21 protein-coding genes, 2 tRNA genes and 1 riboswitch are annotated in these 18702 nt (G+C 69.9%); of the genes, 11 read left to right on the top strand and 12 right to left on the bottom strand.

The window, feature by feature from the left end; genetic code table 11:
- Positions 1–24 precede the first annotated feature (24 nt).
- On the top strand, positions 25–1293 hold the full coding sequence (gene dinB, locus AC1ROC_RS03795; protein WP_492998197.1) for a DNA polymerase IV: 1269 nt from the start codon (positions 25–27) through the stop codon (positions 1291–1293).
- 32 nt (positions 1294–1325) lie between these two features.
- Here the strand turns inward: dinB and AC1ROC_RS03790 are convergent, their stop codons facing one another.
- On the bottom strand, positions 1326–2237 hold the full coding sequence (locus AC1ROC_RS03790; protein WP_168689308.1) for an endonuclease/exonuclease/phosphatase family protein: 912 nt from the start codon (positions 2235–2237) through the stop codon (positions 1326–1328).
- A gap of 110 nt (positions 2238–2347) precedes the next feature.
- Here AC1ROC_RS03790 and AC1ROC_RS03785 point away from each other — a divergent pair, with 110 nt between their 5' ends.
- The 6 genes from AC1ROC_RS03785 to AC1ROC_RS03760 all read left to right on the top strand — a co-directional run bounded on the left by AC1ROC_RS03785 (position 2348) and on the right by AC1ROC_RS03760 (position 6652).
- Positions 2348–2683 carry a GerW family sporulation protein gene (locus AC1ROC_RS03785; RefSeq protein WP_085368522.1) on the top strand — a complete coding sequence of 112 codons (336 nt, stop codon included), beginning with the start codon at positions 2348–2350 and terminating at the stop codon, positions 2681–2683.
- Between the two features lie 12 nt (positions 2684–2695).
- Positions 2696–2796: riboswitch (TPP riboswitch) on the top strand.
- A 33-nt stretch (positions 2797–2829) separates the two neighbouring features.
- The gene (locus AC1ROC_RS03780) at positions 2830–3456 is read left to right on the top strand and encodes an ECF transporter S component (protein ID WP_085368521.1); all 627 of its coding nucleotides are present in this window, start codon (positions 2830–2832) and stop codon (positions 3454–3456) included.
- Positions 3457–3458: 2 nt separating this feature from the next.
- The gene (locus AC1ROC_RS03775; RefSeq protein ID WP_492998914.1) at positions 3459–5003 is read left to right on the top strand and encodes an ABC transporter ATP-binding protein; all 1545 of its coding nucleotides are present in this window, start codon (positions 3459–3461) and stop codon (positions 5001–5003) included.
- A complete protein-coding gene (locus AC1ROC_RS03770) occupies positions 5000–5779 on the top strand; it encodes an energy-coupling factor transporter transmembrane component T family protein (protein WP_492998194.1) in 780 nt (259 codons plus the stop codon). The genes AC1ROC_RS03775 and AC1ROC_RS03770 overlap by 4 nt, the downstream gene beginning before the upstream one ends.
- Positions 5763–6389, top strand: coding sequence for a nucleoside/nucleotide kinase family protein (locus AC1ROC_RS03765; RefSeq protein ID WP_492998192.1), 627 nt, complete (start codon positions 5763–5765; stop codon positions 6387–6389). The genes AC1ROC_RS03770 and AC1ROC_RS03765 overlap by 17 nt, the downstream gene beginning before the upstream one ends.
- Positions 6386–6652: a hypothetical protein gene (locus tag AC1ROC_RS03760; RefSeq protein ID WP_085368518.1), complete on the top strand. Its 267-nt coding sequence runs from the start codon at positions 6386–6388 to the stop codon at positions 6650–6652. Before AC1ROC_RS03765 ends, AC1ROC_RS03760 begins: the two co-directional genes overlap by 4 nt.
- A gap of 34 nt (positions 6653–6686) precedes the next feature.
- On the opposite strand, the gene AC1ROC_RS03755 is transcribed toward AC1ROC_RS03760, so the two are convergent.
- From AC1ROC_RS03755 to AC1ROC_RS03740, 4 genes are all read right to left on the bottom strand, one after another.
- On the bottom strand, positions 6687–7040 hold the full coding sequence (locus AC1ROC_RS03755) for a metallopeptidase family protein (RefSeq protein WP_492998190.1): 354 nt from the start codon (positions 7038–7040) through the stop codon (positions 6687–6689).
- Between the two features lie 2 nt (positions 7041–7042).
- The gene (locus tag AC1ROC_RS03750; RefSeq protein ID WP_492998189.1) at positions 7043–8101 is read right to left on the bottom strand and encodes a hypothetical protein; all 1059 of its coding nucleotides are present in this window, start codon (positions 8099–8101) and stop codon (positions 7043–7045) included.
- Positions 8102–8134: 33 nt separating this feature from the next.
- Complete coding sequence (locus AC1ROC_RS03745; protein ID WP_085368516.1) at positions 8135–8887, bottom strand: aggregation-promoting factor C-terminal-like domain-containing protein; 753 nt, start codon at positions 8885–8887, stop codon at positions 8135–8137.
- A 332-nt stretch (positions 8888–9219) separates the two neighbouring features.
- Positions 9220–10515: an MFS transporter gene (locus AC1ROC_RS03740; protein ID WP_492998187.1), complete on the bottom strand. Its 1296-nt coding sequence runs from the start codon at positions 10513–10515 to the stop codon at positions 9220–9222.
- Positions 10516–10589: 74 nt separating this feature from the next.
- Between AC1ROC_RS03740 and AC1ROC_RS03735 the strand changes: the two genes are divergently transcribed.
- Positions 10590–11141, top strand: coding sequence for an ArsR/SmtB family transcription factor (locus AC1ROC_RS03735; protein WP_492998185.1), 552 nt, complete (start codon positions 10590–10592; stop codon positions 11139–11141).
- Positions 11142–11197: 56 nt separating this feature from the next.
- Here AC1ROC_RS03735 and AC1ROC_RS03730 read toward each other — a convergent pair.
- The 3 genes from AC1ROC_RS03730 to AC1ROC_RS03720 form a co-directional block, all read right to left on the bottom strand.
- Positions 11198–11270: transfer RNA gene (locus AC1ROC_RS03730), tRNA-His, on the bottom strand.
- 50 nt (positions 11271–11320) lie between these two features.
- Complete coding sequence (gene orn, locus AC1ROC_RS03725) at positions 11321–11941, bottom strand: oligoribonuclease (protein WP_085368513.1); 621 nt, start codon at positions 11939–11941, stop codon at positions 11321–11323.
- 9 nt (positions 11942–11950) lie between these two features.
- Positions 11951–12772, bottom strand: a complete 822-nt coding sequence (locus AC1ROC_RS03720; protein WP_492998182.1) for an SGNH/GDSL hydrolase family protein — start codon at positions 12770–12772, stop codon at positions 11951–11953.
- A 95-nt stretch (positions 12773–12867) separates the two neighbouring features.
- Between AC1ROC_RS03720 and AC1ROC_RS03715 the strand changes: the two genes are divergently transcribed.
- Positions 12868–13176 (top strand): thioredoxin domain-containing protein, encoded by a 309-nt coding sequence (locus AC1ROC_RS03715; protein WP_085368511.1) that lies wholly within the window; start codon positions 12868–12870, stop codon positions 13174–13176.
- Between the two features lie 51 nt (positions 13177–13227).
- Here the strand turns inward: AC1ROC_RS03715 and AC1ROC_RS03710 are convergent.
- Positions 13228–13300 (bottom strand) — tRNA-Arg (locus AC1ROC_RS03710).
- A 31-nt stretch (positions 13301–13331) separates the two neighbouring features.
- Positions 13332–14636: an MFS transporter gene (locus tag AC1ROC_RS03705; RefSeq protein WP_168690844.1), complete on the bottom strand. Its 1305-nt coding sequence runs from the start codon at positions 14634–14636 to the stop codon at positions 13332–13334.
- A 159-nt stretch (positions 14637–14795) separates the two neighbouring features.
- On the opposite strand from AC1ROC_RS03705, the gene AC1ROC_RS03700 reads away from it, so the two are divergent.
- Positions 14796–15650 (top strand): LysR substrate-binding domain-containing protein, encoded by an 855-nt coding sequence (locus AC1ROC_RS03700; protein ID WP_085368509.1) that lies wholly within the window; start codon positions 14796–14798, stop codon positions 15648–15650.
- Positions 15651–15680: 30 nt separating this feature from the next.
- On the opposite strand, the gene AC1ROC_RS03695 is transcribed toward AC1ROC_RS03700, so the two are convergent.
- Entirely contained in the window at positions 15681–16898 is a 1218-nt protein-coding gene (locus AC1ROC_RS03695; RefSeq protein ID WP_492998179.1) for a cation:proton antiporter, read from the bottom strand.
- Positions 16899–16973: 75 nt separating this feature from the next.
- On the opposite strand from AC1ROC_RS03695, the gene nadE reads away from it, so the two are divergent.
- Positions 16974–17816 carry an NAD(+) synthase gene (nadE, locus tag AC1ROC_RS03690; RefSeq protein ID WP_085368609.1) on the top strand — a complete coding sequence of 281 codons (843 nt, stop codon included), beginning with the start codon at positions 16974–16976 and terminating at the stop codon, positions 17814–17816.
- Positions 17817–17903: 87 nt separating this feature from the next.
- Here nadE and AC1ROC_RS03685 read toward each other — a convergent pair whose 3' ends face one another.
- On the bottom strand, positions 17904–18632 hold the full coding sequence (locus AC1ROC_RS03685; protein ID WP_247597380.1) for a hypothetical protein: 729 nt from the start codon (positions 18630–18632) through the stop codon (positions 17904–17906).
- Positions 18633–18702 lie beyond the last annotated feature (70 nt).

Below are 18702 nucleotides of genomic sequence, written 5' to 3'. Positions count from 1 at the left end.
GGCGGCACGTGGCAAGCTTGTCTGGTGGGACGAGCGGACGGCAACGACAGGCGGGTGACCACCGAGCCAATCGACGACTCGTCCGCCACCATCCTGCACGTCGACATGGACGCGTTCTTCGCCTCCGTCGAGCTGCTCGACCGACCGGATGCGCGCGGCAAGCCCGCCATCGTCGGTCACCCCGGCCCGCGCTCGGTCGTGACCAGCGCGACGTACGAGGCGCGCAAGTTCGGGGTGCGCTCCGCGATGCCCGTCTCCCAGGCGCTCCGGCTCTGCCCGCAGGCGATCATCCTGCCGCCGCACATGCACAAGTACAAGGAGTATTCGGAGAAGGTCATGGCGATCTTCTCCGAGGTCACCCCGCTGGTGGAGGCGCTGAGCATCGACGAGGCTTTCCTCGACGTCGCGGGCGCCAGGCGGCTGCTCGGGTCGCCGCGCCGCATCGCCGAGCTGATCAGGGCGCGCGTGTACTCGGAGACCGGCCTCAGCTGCTCGGTCGGCGCAGCGCCCACCAAGTTCATGGCCAAGCTGGCCTCGGGCCGGGCCAAGCCGGACGGCGTGCTGGTCATCCCGGAGTCCGCGATCATCTCCTACCTGCGCCCGCTGCCGGTCGGGGCGCTCTGGGGCGTGGGCGCCAGCACCCAGCAGGCGCTCGAACGACTCGGGATGCGCACGGTCGCCGACCTCGCCGACGCACCGCTGCACGTGCTGCAGAAGGCGGTGGGCGACGCCTCCGGACGCAAACTGCACGAGCTCGCGAACGGCAGGGATCCCCGCTCGGTGGTCACGGAGACCCGCGAGAAGAGCGTCGGGCACGAGATGACGTTCGAGACCGACGTGTCCGATCAGGATCTGCTGCGCCGCGAGCTGCTGCGGCTGTCCAACCAGGTGGGGGAGCGGCTGCGCAAGCACGGGTTCGTCGGGCGCACCGTCGCCCTCAAGCTGCGGTTCTCCGACTTCCGCACGGTGACGCGCTCGCGCACCCTCGGCGAGCCGACCAACGTCGGCAGGCGCATCTTCGAGGAGGCGTGGCAGGTCTACGAAGGGCTCGACCTCGGCCGCACCCCGATCCGTCTCATCGGCGTACGCGCCGAGCAGCTGCTCGACGGCGGAGGCGACAGCCTGGCGCTCTGGGATCCGGACGACGAGTGGCGCGAGACCGAGCGAACGCTCGACGCGGTCAGCGCACGGTTCGGGCGCGGGATGATCGGACCGGCCTCCCTGGTGAAGCGGCAGCCGGACGCCGACGTGGCGGCCGACGATGGCCGCAACCCGCGCTGGCTCAGCGACTGAGCGTCAGCGCAGCAGGCTGAGCGCGTGACCGGTCAGCGCAGCCCGACGATGATGCCGCGGTGGTCGCTGCCGTTGTCCGGCAGCACGTCGCTCGACACGTTCGTCATGCCGCGCACCAGCGCGTGATCGAGCCGGGCGACCGGGAACTCGGCCGGCCAGGTGAAGCCGAAGCCGAGCGTGCTGTCCGGCGCCTCGGTAAGCGTGGACAGCAGCGGCTGGAACTTCCTGTCGGTGCTCGCCGTGTTGAAGTCGCCGACCACGATCAGCTTCGCCGCGTCGTCCGCGGCGACCGTCTCCGCCAGCTGCGACAGCATCGTGTCGCGCGACTGGTATGCGCCGGGCCGGACGGACGCGATGTGCACCGCGTAGACGCGCGTCGGCGTTCCCGGCGTCGCCAGGTCGACCCGCACCGCCCTGTCCCAGCCGAGGCCGAGGTCGAGCCGCTGCTCGTCGCTGATCGGGTACTTGCTCCAGACGCCGACCGTGCCGACGACGGCACTGTGCGGGTAGCCGGGGGCGAGGACGCCCGCGACCGTCTCCCGCGAGGTGGCGTCGAGTTCCTGCAGGGCGATCACGTCCGGCGCGCGGTCGGCGAGGTCTTTCGCGATCGCGCCCGCCGCGGTGTTCTGGGCGTGGATGTTCTCGCTCGCGACGGTCAGCGACGGCGCTCCCGCGTGCATCCCGGGCAGGATGGTCGGCAGGAACATGCTGCCCCAGACCGCGGCGGCCGCCGCGACGCAGAGCCCGCCGAACAGGGACAGCCGCAGCAGAGAGGCGATGCCGAGCAGCAGGATGACCCCGCCGAGCCACGGCAGGAAGGTCTCGATCAGCGACGCGGACCCCACGATGTTCGGCAGCAGACCGTGCCAGAGCAGCAGTGCGCCCACCATGAGGGCGAGCAGGCCTGTGACGATGCCGCGCGGGCCACGGCTGGAACGGATCATCGACACTCGCACGATTATTCACGGTGCACCGCTGAGAACCTGCCGCAAACGCTGGACAGAGGCTGAGCACTGCCCTGGTGAGCCTGGGAGCGGGAGGGTACGGTTGCTGCATGACCAACATCTCCCTGAAGCTCGCGGAAACGATCAGCTCAAACGGCATCAAGTCGGTCTACGGCGAGCCCGTGGAGATCGACGGGACCACCATCGTCCCTGTCGCGGCCGTGCAGTACGGCTTCGGCGCAGGCTCGGCCGGGGAGGGCGAGGACGCCGACGCCCCCGGTGGAGCGGGCGGTGGAGGCGTGAGCATCCCGTTCGGTGCGTACATCAACGACGAGACCGGTGTGCACTTCCGTCCGAACATCATCACGCTGCTCGCCGTCGCCATCCCGTTCGTCTGGGTGGCCGGCCACGCCTGGGCACGCATCATCCGGGCGTTGAAGAAGTAGACTGAACGCGAACACGGGAGTCCGGTGAGCCGGGCTGAGAGGAAACTTCTCAAGTTTCGACCGTTGAACCTGATCTGGATCATGCCAGCGCAGGGAGACATTCTCGAATCCCGTGCCCTCTTTCCACGAACGAAAGGGCACGAACAGTGCACGCAACACTCTCTCCGAGCACCACAGCCGATCGCAGCACGCGCGTCCTGAAATGGCGGGTCGTCGACATCGTCGTCGCCAGCGTGGTCGCCGTCGCCTCCGGCGTCGTCTTCTGGGTCTGGGGACAGCTCGACAACCCCATCTCCGGTCCGGTGAGCGCCGTGCTCCCGGGCTTCCAGGGCATCCTGAACGGGCCGTGGCTGTTCGCGGGCGTGCTCGGTGCGCTGATCATCCGCAAGCCGGGTGCTGCGATCTACACCGAGCTGGTCGCCGCGACCGTGTCGGCGCTGATCGGCACGCAGTGGGGATTCGCGACGCTCATCTCCGGGCTGGTGCAGGGCCTCGGCGTCGAGATCGTCTTCGCCCTGTTCCTCTACGCCAACTGGCGGCTGCCCGTCGCGCTGCTCGCGGGAGCAGGAGCGGGCATCGCCGAGTCGATCCTCGACCTCCTCTACTGGTACCCGGGCTCCAAGCTCGGCTTCGTCGTGACGTACACGATCACCACGACCATCTCCGGCATCGTCGTGGCCGGGCTGCTCTCCTGGCTGCTCGTGCGCGCGCTGGCGAAGACCGGCGCGCTCAGCAGGTTCGCATCCGGTCGCGAGGCGACAGGCAGGGTCTGATCATCGCAGGCAGTGCGGATGGTCTGCGCGGACCGTCAGCCCCGGTCGCCGTTCGGGTCGACGACTGGGGCTGGCGCTATGCCGGGCGCAACGCGTGGGCGGTCAGCGGACTGAGCCTGAGCATCCAGCCGGGGGAGCGGGTGCTGCTGCTCGGCGCATCCGGGGCGGGCAAGTCGACCGTGCTCGCCGGCCTCACCGGGGTGCTCGGCGGGGACGACGACGGGGAGACCGTCGGGTCCGTCACCGTCGGGGGACGGCGCCCGGCCGATGCGCGTGGGGCGAGCGGGCTGCTGCTGCAGGACCCGGACTCGCAGGTCATCCTCGCGCGCGTCGGAGATGACGTGGCCTTCGCCTGCGAGAACCTCGGCGTGCCGCGCGAGCAGATCTGGCCGAGGGTGCGGGATGCGCTCGACGCGGTGCGGCTCCGGGTGCCGCTCGACCACCCCACCGCGGAGCTCTCCGGCGGTCAGAAGCAGCGGCTCGCCCTCGCCGGGCTGCTGGCGATGCGGCCGGGACTGCTGCTGCTCGACGAGCCGACGGCGAACCTCGACCCGGACGGCGTGATCGAGGTGCGTGAGGCTGTCGAGTCCGTGCTCGAGGCCACCGGGGCGACGCTGATCGTGGTCGAGCACCGCGTGGCCGTCTGGCGCGGCATCGTGGACAGGGTGATCGTGCTCGCCTCCGACGGCGGTGTGCTCGCCGACGGACATCCGGATGCCGTGCTCGCCGACACCTCGAACGAGCTGAGGACGGCGGGCGTCTGGCTGCCCGACGAACCCGTGCCGATCGCCAGGGAGGTCGTCACCGGCGCACCGCTGCTGACCGCCGACGCGCTGGCGTTCGGCCGCGGTCCTGCCGTCGTTCGTCGCGCCCGGCGGGGGAGGCGCGGCCGTGACAACCGGAATGACCTCGCCGCGGCAGCACTGCCCGACCGGGTGGATGCGCGCATCGCCGAGGGCTCGGCGCTCGCCCTCGTCGGCAGGAACGGCGCGGGCAAGTCGACCCTGGCGCTCACCCTCGGCGGCCTGCTCCCTCCGCTCGGTGGGGTGCTGCGCGCCGAGGCGGCCCTCGCCGGTCAGGCCGGGCAGGAGCCCTCCGCGTGGCGCTCGCGCGACCTGCTCACCCGCATCGGCAGCGTGTTCCAGAATCCGGAGCACCAGTTCGTCGCCTCCACGGTCCGGGACGAGCTCGCCATCGGGCCGCGCGTCCTGCGCGAGCCGGAGAGCGCGGTGACCGCGCGGGTCGACGAGCTGCTCGACCGGCTCTCGCTCGCACCGCTCGCCGACGCGAACCCGTTCACCCTCTCCGGCGGCCAGAAGCGCCGCCTCTCGGTGGCGACGGCCCTCGCCACCCGGCCCACCGTTCTCGTGCTCGACGAGCCGACCTTCGGCCAGGACGCCAACACCTGGGCCGGCCTGGTCGCGATGATCGCCGAGTTGCGCGCCGAGGGGCACGCCATCGTCGCCGCGACCCACGACAACGAGTTCGTGACCGCCATCGGCGCGACCAGGCTCGCGCTCGGCGCCGGAACGGAGGTGCGCGCGTGAGCATCATCGCCCCCGTACGCCAGGGACCGCTCGGCGCCGTCAACCCGGTCGCCAAGCTGGGCGCAGCCCTCATCGTCACGGTGGTGCTGCTGCTGTCCATCGACATCGTCTCCGCCGCGGTCGCGCTCGGCCTCGAGCTGGTGCTGCTGTGCTTCTCGCGCATCCCGTTCCGGGTGCTCGCGCTGCGCACGGCTCCGGTCTGGATCGCCGCGCCGCTCGCCGGGATCACCACGCTGCTCTACGGTCGCACCAGCGGCGTCGTCTACGTGCAGTGGATGTTCGTGGAGATCAGCGACGGCTCCATCCAGCTGGCGGTCGCGACCACCCTGCGCATCCTCGCGATCGGCCTCCCCGCCGTGCTGCTGTTCATCACCATCGACCCGACCGACCTGGCCGACGGCCTCGCGCAGGTGCTTCACCTTCCTGCGCGGTTCGTGCTCGGTGGCCTGGCCGGGCTGCGGCTGGTCGGGTTGTTCGTCGACGACTGGCGCGCGCTCAGCCTCGCCAGGCGCGCCCGCGGCATCTCCGAGTCCGGAGCGCTCCGCCGGATGCTCGGCCAGGCGTTCGCCCTGTTCGTGCTGTCGATCCGCCGGGGCACCAAGCTCGCGACGGCGATGGAGGCGCGCGGCTTCGGGGCGTCGACCGTGCGCACCTGGGCGCGGCAGAGCGTGTTCCGCGGGCGGGACTGGGGGGCGCTCTCCGTCGCCGCAGCCGTCGCGGTCACCGCGGCGGGCGCCGCCATCGCAGCGGGGACGTGGCATGTCTTCGGTGCGTGACGCCGAGCTGCGGCTGCGGGATGTGCTGCAGCGAGCGATCCGGGATGCGACCGCGCGCCGGGCGGCGCCGGTCGTGCTCATCGACGGGCCGAGCGGGGCGGGGAAGAGCTCCCTCGCCGACCTGCTGCTGGCGGACTGGCCGGGCGACGTCGCCCCACGGCTGGTGCGGATGGACGACCTGTACCCGGGCTGGGGCGGCCTGGATGCGGCGAGCGAGGCGGTCGGGACGGACCTGCTCGCGCCGCTCCGCGCATCCGGGGCCGGACGGTGGCGACGCTGGGACTGGGCGGCCGACGCCCCCGCCGAGTGGCACACCGTCGACGGCGACGCGCCCCTCATCGTCGAGGGATGCGGGACGCTCGCTCGTGCGAACGCGCGGCTCGCCGACCTCGCGCTCTGGCTCGACGCGGACGACGCCCTGCGAAAAGAGCGCGCGCTCGCCCGCGACGGACTCTCCTTCGCCACCCACTGGGACCAGTGGCAGCACGACTTCGAGCACTACCTCGCGCGCGAACGCCCGAGGGAGAACGCCTCGCTCGTGCTCGACGTGACCGACTGGCCGCTGGCCGCAGCCCGGCAGGCAGCGCAGAGGACTAACGTTGAGGCATGACCGCAGCAGAACAGACTGAGACCGAGTACATCGTCGAATACGTCGACGGCCCCCTGGCCGGAACGACCGAGCGACGCCTCCTGATCGACGGCAAAGTCGACGAGCGCATCGGCGCCGTGGCGGCCATCGAGGGTCTCGAGTCGCTGTTCTGGTACGTGGCGGGCGCCGAGCGCACCGTCAACGGCGAGAAGTACGTGTCGTACTCGTTCGACGCCCCGGACAGCGACCCGGTCGAGACCGAGAAAGAGGAAGAGTCCCTCTAGGCGGGCAGCTGGCGGGCCGGGCCGGCCGAGCCGGTCAGGCCCAGCCGAGCTCGTGCAGGCGGGCGTCGTCGATGCCGTAGAAGTGCGCGATCTCGTGCACCAGCGTGACGTGGATCTCCTCACGGAGCTGGTCGATGTCGTCGCAGATCGACAGCAGCGGCTCCCGGTACAGGATGATCCGGTCCGGCATCTCGCCGAAGCCGTAACTGTCGCGCTCGGTGAGCGCGACCCCGTCGTACAGCCCGAGCAGGTCGAGCGAGCCGTCCTCCGGACGGTCCTCGACCACGAACACGACGTTGTCGAGCCCGTCGACCATCTCGTCCGGCAACTCGTCGAGCTCGTCGGTGACTAGGCTCTCGAAGGCGTCGGCGTCCAGCTGGATCGGCACGGTCACCACGCCTGGGCGGTGGCGGCGTGCAGGTCGAGCAGTTCTGTCGTGCGCTCGCTCGGACCGCGGCCGAACCCGCACTCCGTCGCGACGCCGAACCTCGGCTGAACGGCCGCCGCCGCCGCGATCCTGCGCTCGGCGCCGTCGACGCCGTCCTCGTGGTGCAGCAGCCCGAGGTACAGCTCGGTGTGCTCGGGCACGGTCACGCCGGCGAGCGGTGCGAAGAACTCGGCGTCGTCGCGTTCGATCGGCACCGGCAGGTGGAACCAGGTGATCGGGCGGGTCGCAGCGCCGAGCACGCCGGAGAGCACGTCGGCCAGGTGACCGGCGTCCGTCGGCTGCACGAAGTGCGCCTCCTCGACGTCGCCGTAACAGAGGTGGTATCCCACCTCGACGTCGGCCGGGACAGCGGCAGCCTGACGGACGGCGCGTTCGACGACGCCGCCGAGCACGTCGTCGAACCACGGCACGATGGCGTGGTGCGACCGGATGTTCGCCGACTCGAGCAGGGCGAACTCGACGGCCGTGTCCCACTGGATCGCCAGGCTGTCGTGCGGGATGCCGTCGACGATGCGCTGGAGCTCGGCGAACAGGGCCCGCTCGTATGCAGGCTCGAACGCCGCGCGGTGCTCGGCGACCACGAACGCCCCTGTAATGGCCGCCGGGGTAGGCAGCGACACCTGGAACCGGATGCCCTCCGCGATCTCGCCGGACGCGCGCATCCTGTCGAAGGTCGCGAACGACTCCAGGGCCGCGTCGGCGTAACCGAGGCTCGGGAACACAAGGTCGTCCGCGGACACCCCGTCGTCGATCACGAAGGGGCGCCCGTCGAAGACACCGCGGATGTAGAACGGCTCGACCGGGATGCGGGACAGCCCGCCCATCGTGTCGAAGCGCTTGGTCTGGAACTGGATCCAGTAGAACCGCTCACCGACCTCGCCATCCGGGATGCGGTGCATCCGGTCGCCGAGGTGGGTGCTGACGGTGCGGAAGACGGTCTCCGCGTCTGGCAGGTTGACGCTGCCGACGAGGTGGGCTCCCTGGACGGTGGGGGTGTTCACCCGCGCGAGTCTACCGGGAGCCCGTGCCGTGGATCAGTACCAGTTGACCGACTGCGAGTGCGACCAGGCGCTGCACGGGGTGCCGTACGAGCGGGAGATGTAGTCGAGGCCCCACTTGATCTGGGTGCCGGCGTTGGTCTGCCAGTCGCTGCCCATCGTGGCCATCTTGCTTCCGGGGAGGGCCTGCGGGATGCCGGTGGCTCCGCTGCCCGCGTTGTACGCCTGGTAGTTCCAGCCGGACTCCTTCTGCCACAGGTTGCTGAGGCAGGAGAACTGGTCGTCGCCCCAGCCGTGCGCGGCGAGGAGCGAGCGGGCGACCGACTTGGCGCCGTCCGGGGTGTTGGCGTTGGCGAGTGCGGCCGCCGCGGCCTCCGCCGCCTTGCGGTCTGCCTCCGCCGCCGCTGCCGCGAGGGCGTCCGACGCGGCCTTCGCGCTGTCGATGGTGGTGCGGAGCGTCGAGTCGTCGAGCTTGTGATAGCTGTCGAGACCGGCGATGGCGGTCTTGGCCGCCGTCGGGTCTGCCTTCGCCGCGTATGCGTCGACGGTGCGGGTGGCGCCGACGATGGTGGTCTTCGCCTCGGACTCGAGCCGGTGGCGCACGATGCTCTCGTACACGCCCAGCTGTTCGTGGTGCATCCCGGTGGACTCGGAGAGTTCGCGGGTCTGCTTCTCGCTCTGCTGCTGGGCGACCGCGGGAGCGAAGAGCGATGCCGTCATCAGCGCGGCGGTGACGCCGGCGACGATGTGGCGGAAGGGGATGGTGGTGTTCTTGAAAGTGAGGGGCATGTGGTTCCTGGTTACGGGCTTCCCCGCCTGCCGTTCTGCGCACTCGGGCGCAGGGGAGGCACGGCTCTGCAGTGGTGAGGCTGCGGCCAGGCGGGCTGACACCGCGCCGGCACAGGCGTGATCCACCGGCGACCTGATGGTCCGATGGCGTGCTGTGCGCAACGCGGGTGTGCCGCGCGAAACGTTCGGCGGGCATCCGGGGGTTGGGGGGTGGATGCGCGGCAGGTGCACGGCACGACGGCGTACAGTGCCGTCGACCCGACAACGTTAGACGTCCAGTCTGGACGCGAGAGGCACGGAGCCTGGCAAAGTCGTGTGTGCGTTGCTGCTGATCAGCGGCCGTTTTCCTCGGCGGGGGACGGCCCGCTGGTGGCGGAGGTGGCTGTGGCGGTCGCGGCGGCGTGCTCGCGTTCCGCGGCCTCGTCTGCCGCATCCATGCGCGTGTCGGTGACCCAGAACATCCCGAGCAGCAGGCAGACCACCACGACGCCCATGCTGAGGAAGACCGCAGGCAGGCCGAAGAATTCGGCGATCACACCGCCGAGAGCCGCGCCGAGCGGCATGGTGCCCCAGGCGACCAGCCGGTATGCGCTGTTGACCCTGCCGAGGAGGCGGGGCGGTGCGATGCGCTGGCGGAGCGAGACCGTGATGACGTTCCAGATCGACACGGTGATGCCGCCGAGGAAGAACGCGGCGCCGATGACCCACGCGTCGGTCGTGAACGCGGGCGTCGCGACCGTGAGCACGCTGCCCAGGATGGTGAGGGCGAGCGCCCTGGCCCGGCCGAGCCTCCGCTCCGCCCACTCCGCGGCGAAGGAGCCGAGCACGCTGCCGAGCGCGGACGCGGTGAGCAGCAGGCCGTAGCCGGGGTCGGTCAGTTTCATGGCAGAGTTCGGGCCGACCGCGTAGAGCACGAGCACGGTGAAGGTGGCGCTCGACGCCAGGTTGAAGACGCCGACCATGATCGCCAGGACGCGCAGGATCGTGTTGTGCCAGAGGAAGCGCAGCCCCTCGGCGATGTCGGTGCGGATGGTGGTGGTGCCGGGGTGGTCGGTGCTGAAGCGCCCGCGGACGAGCAGCAGCATCCCGATCGCCAGCACCCAGAGCAGGACGGGCGCCCCGAAGGCGACGGCGATCCCGGATGCGACGAGGAAGCCGCCGAGCGGAGGCCCGACGAACTGGTTGGTGGTGAGCTCTGCGGCGTAGAGGCGGCCGTTGGCGCGCGAGAGCGCGTCCCTGCTCACGAGCTGGGGGAGGATCGACTGGGCGGAGGTGTCGTAGACCGTCTCCGCCGTGCCGACGAACAGGGCGACGGCGTAGAGCATCCAGATGGATCCTCCGCCGAGCAGAGCGATGACGACGAGCGCGGCCAGCAGCGTGGCGCGGGCCGTGTTGCCGATGAGCATCAGGCGCCGGCGGTCGAAGCGGTCGGCGAGGGCGCCGGCAGTGAGGGCGAACAGCAGCCAGGGCAGGGTGAACGCGAAGCCGAGTCCCGCGATCAGCGCCGGTGACTCGGTGTAGCGGATGGCCACGAGCGGGAGCGCGACCTTCATCACGCCGTCGGCCAGGTTGGAGAGCGCGGACGAGGTCCACAGCTTCCAGTACGGCGCTCCGAGGGACGAGGTCATGGAAGAACGATGACACAGTGATTGAGAAAACTCAATCGATGGGAGAAAGACGGATCAAAGCGTAGAGTCTGCGTATGAGCGAGAGCGACAGCGCCCCCATCCATCCGGTCGACGCCAAGCGGCGCCCGGCGACGGTGAAGGAGACGAAAGCGCTCGCGCATCCACTGCGGGTGCGCATGGTGCGCCTGTGCGGGCAGTACGAGCTGACCAACAAGCAGCTGGCCGACCGCCTCGGCGTCGATCCCGGCACGGCGCACTATCACGTGCGCCAGCTGGTGGATGCGGGCTTCCTGGAACCCGCGCCGGTGCGCACGGGGGAGAGCGGCGCGCTGGAGAAGCCGTACCGCTCGACGGGGCGCAGCTGGTGGCTGTCGGATGCGCTGGCCGGGTCGGACCTGAGCGAGGGGTTCGCGCCGGTGGAGGCGTTCCAGCAGGAGCTGGCGGAGGCGGGGCCGTCCTCCATCGCCACGTACGCGCGATTCTCCCTGCATCTGTCGCCGGAGGACATCGAGGAACTGGACCGCAGGATCGTCGCGGTGATCGACGAGTACGTGGAGACGGACGATTCGCGGCGGGACCTCCCGGTGCATGGCGGGATGTTCCTGCTGCATCGCTCGGCGGACTGAGAGCCCGGCCCAACGACGAAGCCCCCGGCACTCGCGCGGGGGCTTCATTCAACTTGGGTGAGTAACGGGGCTTGAACCCGCGACCTCCTGGACCACAACCAGGCGCTCTACCAACTGAGCTATACCCACCATGTCTTCGTCCGGAACGCGGTCCCGAACAAAGCAACTCGACGATTCTATTACATTCGCGGGGCCCATTTTTCCACTACGGCCGCCGACACGCTCTGAACGTCGTCCGTGGTGGGTCCCGGTTCGCCCACGAACGCTGCGCGGCGGTAGTAATCGAGCTCCCGGATCGACTCGAGAATGTCGGCGAGAGCGCGGTGCCCACCGTGTTTGTCGGGCGCGTTGAAGTAGATGCGCGGGTACCAGCGGCGGGAGAGCTCCTTGATGGAGGACACGTCGACGCTGCGGTAGTGCAGGTGGTTGTCGAGGCGCGGCATGAACTTGGCGATGAACATCCGGTCGGTGCCGATGGTGTTCCCGGCGATCGGGGCCGTGCGCGCGGTCGGCGCGAACTTGAGCACGTACTCCAGCACTTCGTACTCGGCCTCCGCCAGGCTCTTGCCGTTCGGGATCTCGTCGATCAGCCCGGAGGTGGTGTGCATGTCGCGCACGAAGTCGTTCATGTTCTCGAGCGCGGACGCGTCCGGCTTGATGACGATGCTGAGGCCGGGGTCGAGCACGTTCAGTTCGAAATCGGTGATGACCACCGCGATCTCGACGAGTTCGTCGACCTCGAGGTCGAGTCCGGTCATTTCGCAGTCGATCCAGACCAGACGATCCGAGGAATTTGCCATGCTGAAAGTCTAGTGCGGCCCTCCGACGGGCAGCGGCACCGGCTGTTTCGCATCCATGCCGTCCCCGGCGGAGATGCGCCGCATGCGCCTGGCCGCCCACGGGATCGCGTACACGCGCAGCCAGGTGCGCAGCGGGATATCCTCCGGCGGGGCAACCGGCTGATCGGCTGCCGCCTCTCCGGCGGTCGTCGCCGCGATCTCCGCATACGGCACGCCGAGCGTGTGCGCCGCGTGCGCGGCGAGCAGCCGGTGACCCCGGGCGCTCAGGTGCACGCGATCGCTCGCCCACATGCTGCTCTCGCGGAACTCGCGCACGCCCCACACGTCGAGCACGATGGCCCTGTGGTCCCGCGCGATGCTCCAGATGTTGGCGTTGAAGACGGCGGCGCGCCCGCGGAACGGCTTGAGGAAGAACGCGAACTGCGGGTCGAACAGGTTCGCCAGCAGGACGGTCGCGCCGGCCTCCCGCAGCGACCGGATGCCGGAGTCGAGACGCGAGGCAAGCGCATCCGGATCGGCGGTCGGGCTCATCAGGTCGTTCCCGCCGACCATCACCGAGACCAGGTCGGGGGAGAGCCGCAGCGCGTGCGGCACCTGCCCGTCGACCACGTCGGCGATGCGACGCCCCCGGACGGCGAGATTGGCGAACTCGAACGGATGCCCCGCCAGTCTGGCGTCCCCGTCGAGGATGGCGGCGAGGCGGTCGGCCCAGCCGATCCACGCCCCGGCCGGTTCAGGGTGCTGCGCTCCGCGCGCGGGCGGCGCGTCGCAGAGGCCCTCGGTGATCGAGTCCCCGAGGGCGACATACCGGGTGAAAGCTGTACGGCTCACATCCCGAGTCTGCCCACCGGTGCCGGGATGCGCGTGCCGACAGCCGCCGCTTGGCTCGATGGTCTCCGGATGTTCCCCGGACGTACACTGGAACCGTGGATTCGACATCGGCCGTTGGCCGTCCCGTCACCGACGGAGACGCTGTGCGGCTCACCCTGTACACGTCGGCGTTCTGCGAGCCGTGCATGCAGACGCGCGCCGTGCTGGCCGAGGCGGCGCGGCTCGTGCCGCTGGTGACCGTGACCGAGCTGGACGTCGCCCGCAACCTGCAGAGCGCGGAGGCCGACCGCATCCGGGTCACCCCCACGGTGATCGTGGCGACGGCTGCCGGCGACGAGGTGTTCCGCGCGGAGGGCGTTCCGACGCTGCAGCAGGTGCTGGTCGCCGCGGCGAAAGCGGTCTGAGCCCAGGTTCGCCGCGGCGCGGCGGTGCGGCCCAGTCGTACTGCACAGCGGTGCCCCCGGCAGGAATCGAACCTGCGACCAAGAGATTAGAAGGCTCCTGCTCTATCCGCTGAGCTACGGGGGCGTGATTTCCACGATACCGCAGCCCGTCGGCCTCAGAGCGTCGCGCCGCTCTTGCCCGCCCTGTTGACGATGGCGATGGTGGGGCGGCGGCCGCGCAGGCCGAACCGGAGCCGCAGGCTCGCGCTCCTGGCGATCAGCAGGGCGATCACCACGGCGGCGACCGCGGGGACGACGCCGGAGATCATCATCGCGATGTGCGGCCCGACCTCCTCGACGACCCAGCCCATGAACGGTCCGCCGATGGCCTGGCCGCCGAGCAGCACCAGGATGTAGAGCGAGATGACCCTGCCGCGGATCTGCACGTTCGACGACATCTGCACCAGCGAGTTCGCCGCCGTGATGAACAGCAGGTTGCCCACGCCGATCCCGATCAGGAGCACGCCGAACGCGATCTCCGACGGCGCGAATCCGGCAATGGCCTGGATGAAGCCGAGCGCGGCAGCCGTGCCGACCACCATGCTCAGCCGCACGCTCGTGCGGCGAGTGGATGCGAGGGCGCCGACCAGCGCGCCCGCAGCGACCAGCGCGTTGAACAGTCCGTAGCCCTGCGCGCCGACGTCGTAGACGTTGTTGGCGTACGCCGCGAGGAACACGGGCATGTTGAACGCGAAGACGGCGATGATTGCGACCATCACGACGGTCCAGAAGATCACGGGCTTGCGGCGCACATACCGGATGCCCTCGGCCAGCTGGCCTTTCGCACGCGGGGCAGCAGGGGAGTGGTGCAGCTGCGAGCGGTTGAGCGAGAGCAGCGAGCCGACCACGGCGAGGCAGGCGACGGCGTTGATCACGAACGACCAGCCGCCGCCGACCGCGGTGATCAGAATGCCGCCGACCGCGGGGCCGATGAGGCCGCCGAGCTGGAAGATGGACGAGTTCAGGCTGATCGCGTTGCGCAGGTACTTCGGCCCGACCAGCTCGTTGACGAACACCTGACGGGTGGGGTTGTCGACCACGGTCACCAGTCCGAGCAGGAACGAGATGAGGTAGACGTGCCACACCTGGGTGAGCCCGGTGAGGGTGAGCGCGGCCAGGACGCCGGCCAGCAGCGCAGCGCAGGTCTGCGTGACGATGAGGATCTTCTGCTTGTTGTACCGGTCGGCGATCACGCCGCCGTGCAGGCCGAGCACGAGCATCGGCATGAACTGCATGAAGACGGTGATGCCGACGGCCGCGACGCTGCCGGAGAGCTGGAGCACCAGCCAGTCCATCGCGATGCGCTGCATCCAGACGGCCGTGTTGGCGACGAGGTTGCTTGCGGCGAACTTGCGGTAGTTGGGGACCTTCAGTGAGACGAACGTCTCCCGCCACGGTGGGCGCGTGCTGAGAACGGGCATGGGCCCGGTCGGTGGGGCTGCTGCGGTGGAGTTTGCCACGTGTATTCCTGCGTATCGAGTTTCGTATGAGGTTTCTGCACCTTCGACGTTACGCAACCTGAGCTATTCTTGCAGCGAATTGAACCTATAACTCCTATTGGATTACCGAATGGATGCGCGATGTTCGACCCTGTGCTGCTCCGCACCTTCCTCGCCGTGGCCGACACGCACAGCTTCACGAAGGCCGCCGCGCGGCTCGGGATCAGCCAGCCGACGGTCAGCCAGCACGTCCGACGGCTCGAAGCTGCCGCGAAACGGCAGCTGGTCGCCCGCGACACCCGGGATGTGCGGCTGACGGACAACGGGGACGCGATGGCCGGGTTCGCCCGCACGATCCTCGCGGCCCACGCGGAGGCCGACCGCTACTTCAGCGGCTCGGCGATGCGCGGGCGACTGCGCTTCGGCGCGGCGGACGACCTCGCGATCACGACGCTCCCGCGCATCCTGCGCCACTTCCGGCAGCAGCACCCGCAGATCAACCTGGAGCTCACCGTCGACCAGTCCGCGCCGCTGTACCGTCGCCTGCAGGCGGGGCACCTCGACCTCATCTTCATCAAGCAGAACCCGGGTACGACGGAGGGCACGGTCGTCGCCACCGACGAGCTGGTCTGGATGGGGCAGGAGAAGACGGTGCTGGAGCCCGAGCATCCTGTGCCGCTGATCGCATACCAGGGGCCGAGCATCAGCCGTCAGATCACGATCGACGCGCTGGAGGCCGCCGGCCGCACCTGGCGGATCACCTGCAACACGCGCGAGGTGAACGGGGTGCTGGCCGCGGTGCGCGCCGGTATCGGGATCGCGGTGTTCCCCCGGTCGCTCATCCCCACCGACCTCATCAAGGTCACCAACCGGTTCGGCTTGCCCGACCTCGGCCACGTCGACTTCACCCTGCTCTCCAACCCCGCCGCCGCGCGCGAGCCGGTCGACGCGCTCACCACGGCCATCCTCGCCAGGGCCGTCACCCGCATCCCCTAGCCGCCCGCCCCGTCGCGAGGGTGCAGCGGGTCAGCCGACGATCGGGATGCGGTCGGGGTCCGGTGGGCGGAGGCCGCCGTCGGCGGAGCGCTTGCGCAGCGTGAGCGCGATGATCGGGAACGCGAGCACCGACAGCATCCCGGCTCCGACGAGCGCGGTGGCCGTCCCGGTCTTCAGGTCGCCCTCCGCCACCCCGATGTTGGTCACCGCGACGATGATCGGCAGACCGGTGGCGCTGAACAGCGTGAGCGCGCTGCGGTCGGCGAACGTCGACCCGCCCGGCGCGGCGAGCGAGCCCGGCAGCCCGCGCACGATCAGCATCAGCACCAGGAAGATCGGAAGCAGGAGCAGCGCGTGCGGGTCGGTGACGAGCGCGCGGAGGTCGAAGCCGATCCCGGTGTTGATGAAGAACACCGGCACCAGCACGCCGAACGCGACCGCCTCGAGCTTCCCCTCGACGAGTTTCGCGTCCGGCTCCGCGGCTCCGGAGAGCAGCACCCGGCAGATCACCCCGGCGGCGAACGCCCCGAGCAGCATGTCGAGCCCGAGCGCGAGGCTCAGCCCGACCAGTGCCGCGATCACCATCACGATGAACCGCACGGCGAACTGCCCGCTGGTGTGCAGCGTCGCCCGCACCAGCCCGTGGAAGCGTTCGTGCCCTCCGCGCGCGGCGAACCAGACGGCGAGGCCGGCGATCACCGCGAACGCGATCAGCACCAGGGAGGCCGCGAGCGGCTTCCGTCCGCTGAGGAACAGCGAGATGGCGAGCAGCGGACCGAACTCGCCGACGGCGCCGACCGCGGTGACGGCGCGCCCGAACGACGTCTTCAGTTCGCCCGCATCCCGCAGCACCGGCATCAGCGTGCCGAGCGCGGTCGAGGTCAGTGCGATCCCCACGAACACGCCGGTCACCGCATCCGGGGACAGCAGGATGCCGATGACCACCCCGGCCACCAGCGAGATCAGCCAGCCGAGGGACGCGCGTTTCAGCGGCCGTCCCTTGATCGCCGCGAAGTCGATCTCGTTGCCCGCCATGAAGAACAGGAACGCCAGACCGAAGTTGGCGACAGCGTCGAGCATGTCCGACTTCGGCACCCAGCCGAGCACGGCCGGGCCGATCAGCAGGCCGAGCAGGATCTCGAACACGACGAGCGGGATCTTCGCCACCCGGCCGACCGCCGTGGCCAGCAACGACGCCACCACCGCGAGCAGCGGGACGAGCACGATGGTTCCGACGGCGGGGTCCATGCGCCGATGCTACTGGCTGCGAGCGATCAGCGGCCGTTCACACGGCGGAAACGCACCGGGGATATGGTGATGATCATGCGTGAACTCCAGGCCAGAATCATCGACGAACTGAACGTGAGCCCTGTCATCGACCCCGCCGCCGAGGTCGAGAAACGGGTGGGGTTCCTCGTCGAATACCTGACGACGACCGGCGCATCCGGTCTCGTCCTCGGCATCTCGGGCGGACAGGACTCCTCGCTCGCCGGCCGCCTCAGCCAGCTCGCCGTCGAACGCCTCGCCGAACGCGGGATCGACGCCGAGTTCATCGCCGTGCGGCTGCCGTATGCGGTGCAGCACGACGAGGACGACGCCCAGCTCGCCCTGTCGTTCATCCGGCCGCAGCGCACGGTGACGTTCAACATCCAGCGCGGCGTCGACGGCATCGAGGACGAATACCTGGATGCGATCGGCGACGACATGTCCGACTTCAACAAGGGCAACGTGAAGGCGCGCGCCAGGATGGTCGCGCAGTACGCCATCGCCGGGCAGCGCCGCCTGCTCGTCGTCGGCACGGACCACGCGGCGGAGGCTGTTACGGGCTTCTTCACGAAGTACGGCGACGGCGGCACCGACATCCTGCCGCTCGCCGGACTCAGCAAGCGGCAGGGCCGCGCCCTCCTGGAGTACCTGGATGCGCCGGCGCGTCTCTACACGAAGGCTCCGACGGCCGACCTCCTCGACCACAACCCGGGCCAGACCGACGAGGACAACCTCGGCCTCAGCTACGCCGACATCGACGCGTTCCTCGAAGGCGAGGACGTGCCGGACAGGGTCGCGGAGACCATCGAGGCGCGCTACCTGGCCACGGAGCACAAACGGCAGCTGCCCGCCAGCATGTTCGACGAGTGGTGGCATCGCCGAGGCGACTACTCGCGCTGAGGCGCTAGACCTCGCCGCTCACGAAAATGGTCCAGGACCGCCACACCGTGGCAGTCCTGGACCATTTCTTCGTGGACCGGGGCCGGATCAGACCGGCTGGTTGAGTTTCGACGTCGGGGCGGTGTCGGAGGCGACGGGGCCGGTGCCCGTGTCGCTGCCGGTGCGCTCTGCCGCATAGGAGGGAAGCGGCGTCGTAGCGAGCTGCGTCTGGCCGGCCGGTGCCGGTGCCTGTGCCTGTGCCGTCTGGTCGCCAGTGTCGGCCGTGGTCGGCGCATACTGCTCGTGGTGCTGCTGGGCGACCCACGCATCCTGTTGTGCGATCAGCGTGCGGTCGGTGTCGGTGTTCTCGAAGCGCCAGCGTTCGAGGTCGCCCTGGAAGATGCGGCGCGCGCGGCTCGGCTTGTTCTGCCATTCGATGAGGCGGTCGCGGAACTCCGCGATGGCCGGGTCGAGCTGGTAGCCGAACGTGGCAGACGCACGCTTCATCTCTGCGAGCTGGTGTCCTGCCCAGTTCGCCGCGATGCCGGAGCCCTTGATCGGGAGCAGTCGCACCATGATGTCGGCCTGGCCGACGGCGCGGTCGGAGAGCACCTGCTCACCCGGGGTGAGCGAGTTCCAGACGGAGGCCTCCGTCGCAGCGTCGACGAGCGCCGCGATGGCGGACGCCTTCTGCTGACGGTCGGTGCGGGAGAGCAGCCCTTTGACCGCGCCGCGCGCGATCCAGGCGCCCAGCAGTCCGGCAATGATCACGGCGACGGCGAGAACCACCGCGTTGAACACCACCGGCTGCGCGTCGGACGAAGTGAGCCAATCCACGAAATCATTCCACCACTGCATGCGGTGATGTTAACCTCGGCGGTCTCTCATCTCCGGCACGCCGCCCGGC

The sequence above is a fragment of the Leifsonia sp. GW821-FHT13C05 genome (assembly GCF_058806515.1).
Note: the sequence above shows the minus strand (reverse complement) of the source record. Positions and strands in the feature narration are given on the sequence as shown.

Coding starts and splice junctions, on each gene's coding strand:
- AC1ROC_RS03790 (WP_168689308.1), bottom strand. CDS start 2,237: ATGATCCGTTCCAGCCGTGGCCCGCGCGGCATCGTCACAGGCCTGCTC.
- AC1ROC_RS03785 (WP_085368522.1), top strand. CDS start 2,348: ATGACCAACATCTCCCTGAAGCTCGCGGAAACGATCAGCTCAAACGGC.
- AC1ROC_RS03765 (WP_492998192.1), top strand. CDS start 5,763: ATGTCTTCGGTGCGTGACGCCGAGCTGCGGCTGCGGGATGTGCTGCAG.
- AC1ROC_RS03760 (WP_085368518.1), top strand. CDS start 6,386: ATGACCGCAGCAGAACAGACTGAGACCGAGTACATCGTCGAATACGTC.
- AC1ROC_RS03745 (WP_085368516.1), bottom strand. CDS start 8,887: ATGCCCCTCACTTTCAAGAACACCACCATCCCCTTCCGCCACATCGTC.
- AC1ROC_RS03740 (WP_492998187.1), bottom strand. CDS start 10,515: ATGACCTCGTCCCTCGGAGCGCCGTACTGGAAGCTGTGGACCTCGTCC.
- AC1ROC_RS03735 (WP_492998185.1), top strand. CDS start 10,590: ATGAGCGAGAGCGACAGCGCCCCCATCCATCCGGTCGACGCCAAGCGG.
- orn (WP_085368513.1), bottom strand. CDS start 11,941: ATGGCAAATTCCTCGGATCGTCTGGTCTGGATCGACTGCGAAATGACC.
- AC1ROC_RS03705 (WP_168690844.1), bottom strand. CDS start 14,636: ATGCCCGTTCTCAGCACGCGCCCACCGTGGCGGGAGACGTTCGTCTCA.
- AC1ROC_RS03700 (WP_085368509.1), top strand. CDS start 14,796: ATGTTCGACCCTGTGCTGCTCCGCACCTTCCTCGCCGTGGCCGACACG.
- AC1ROC_RS03695 (WP_492998179.1), bottom strand. CDS start 16,898: ATGGACCCCGCCGTCGGAACCATCGTGCTCGTCCCGCTGCTCGCGGTG.
- nadE (WP_085368609.1), top strand. CDS start 16,974: ATGCGTGAACTCCAGGCCAGAATCATCGACGAACTGAACGTGAGCCCT.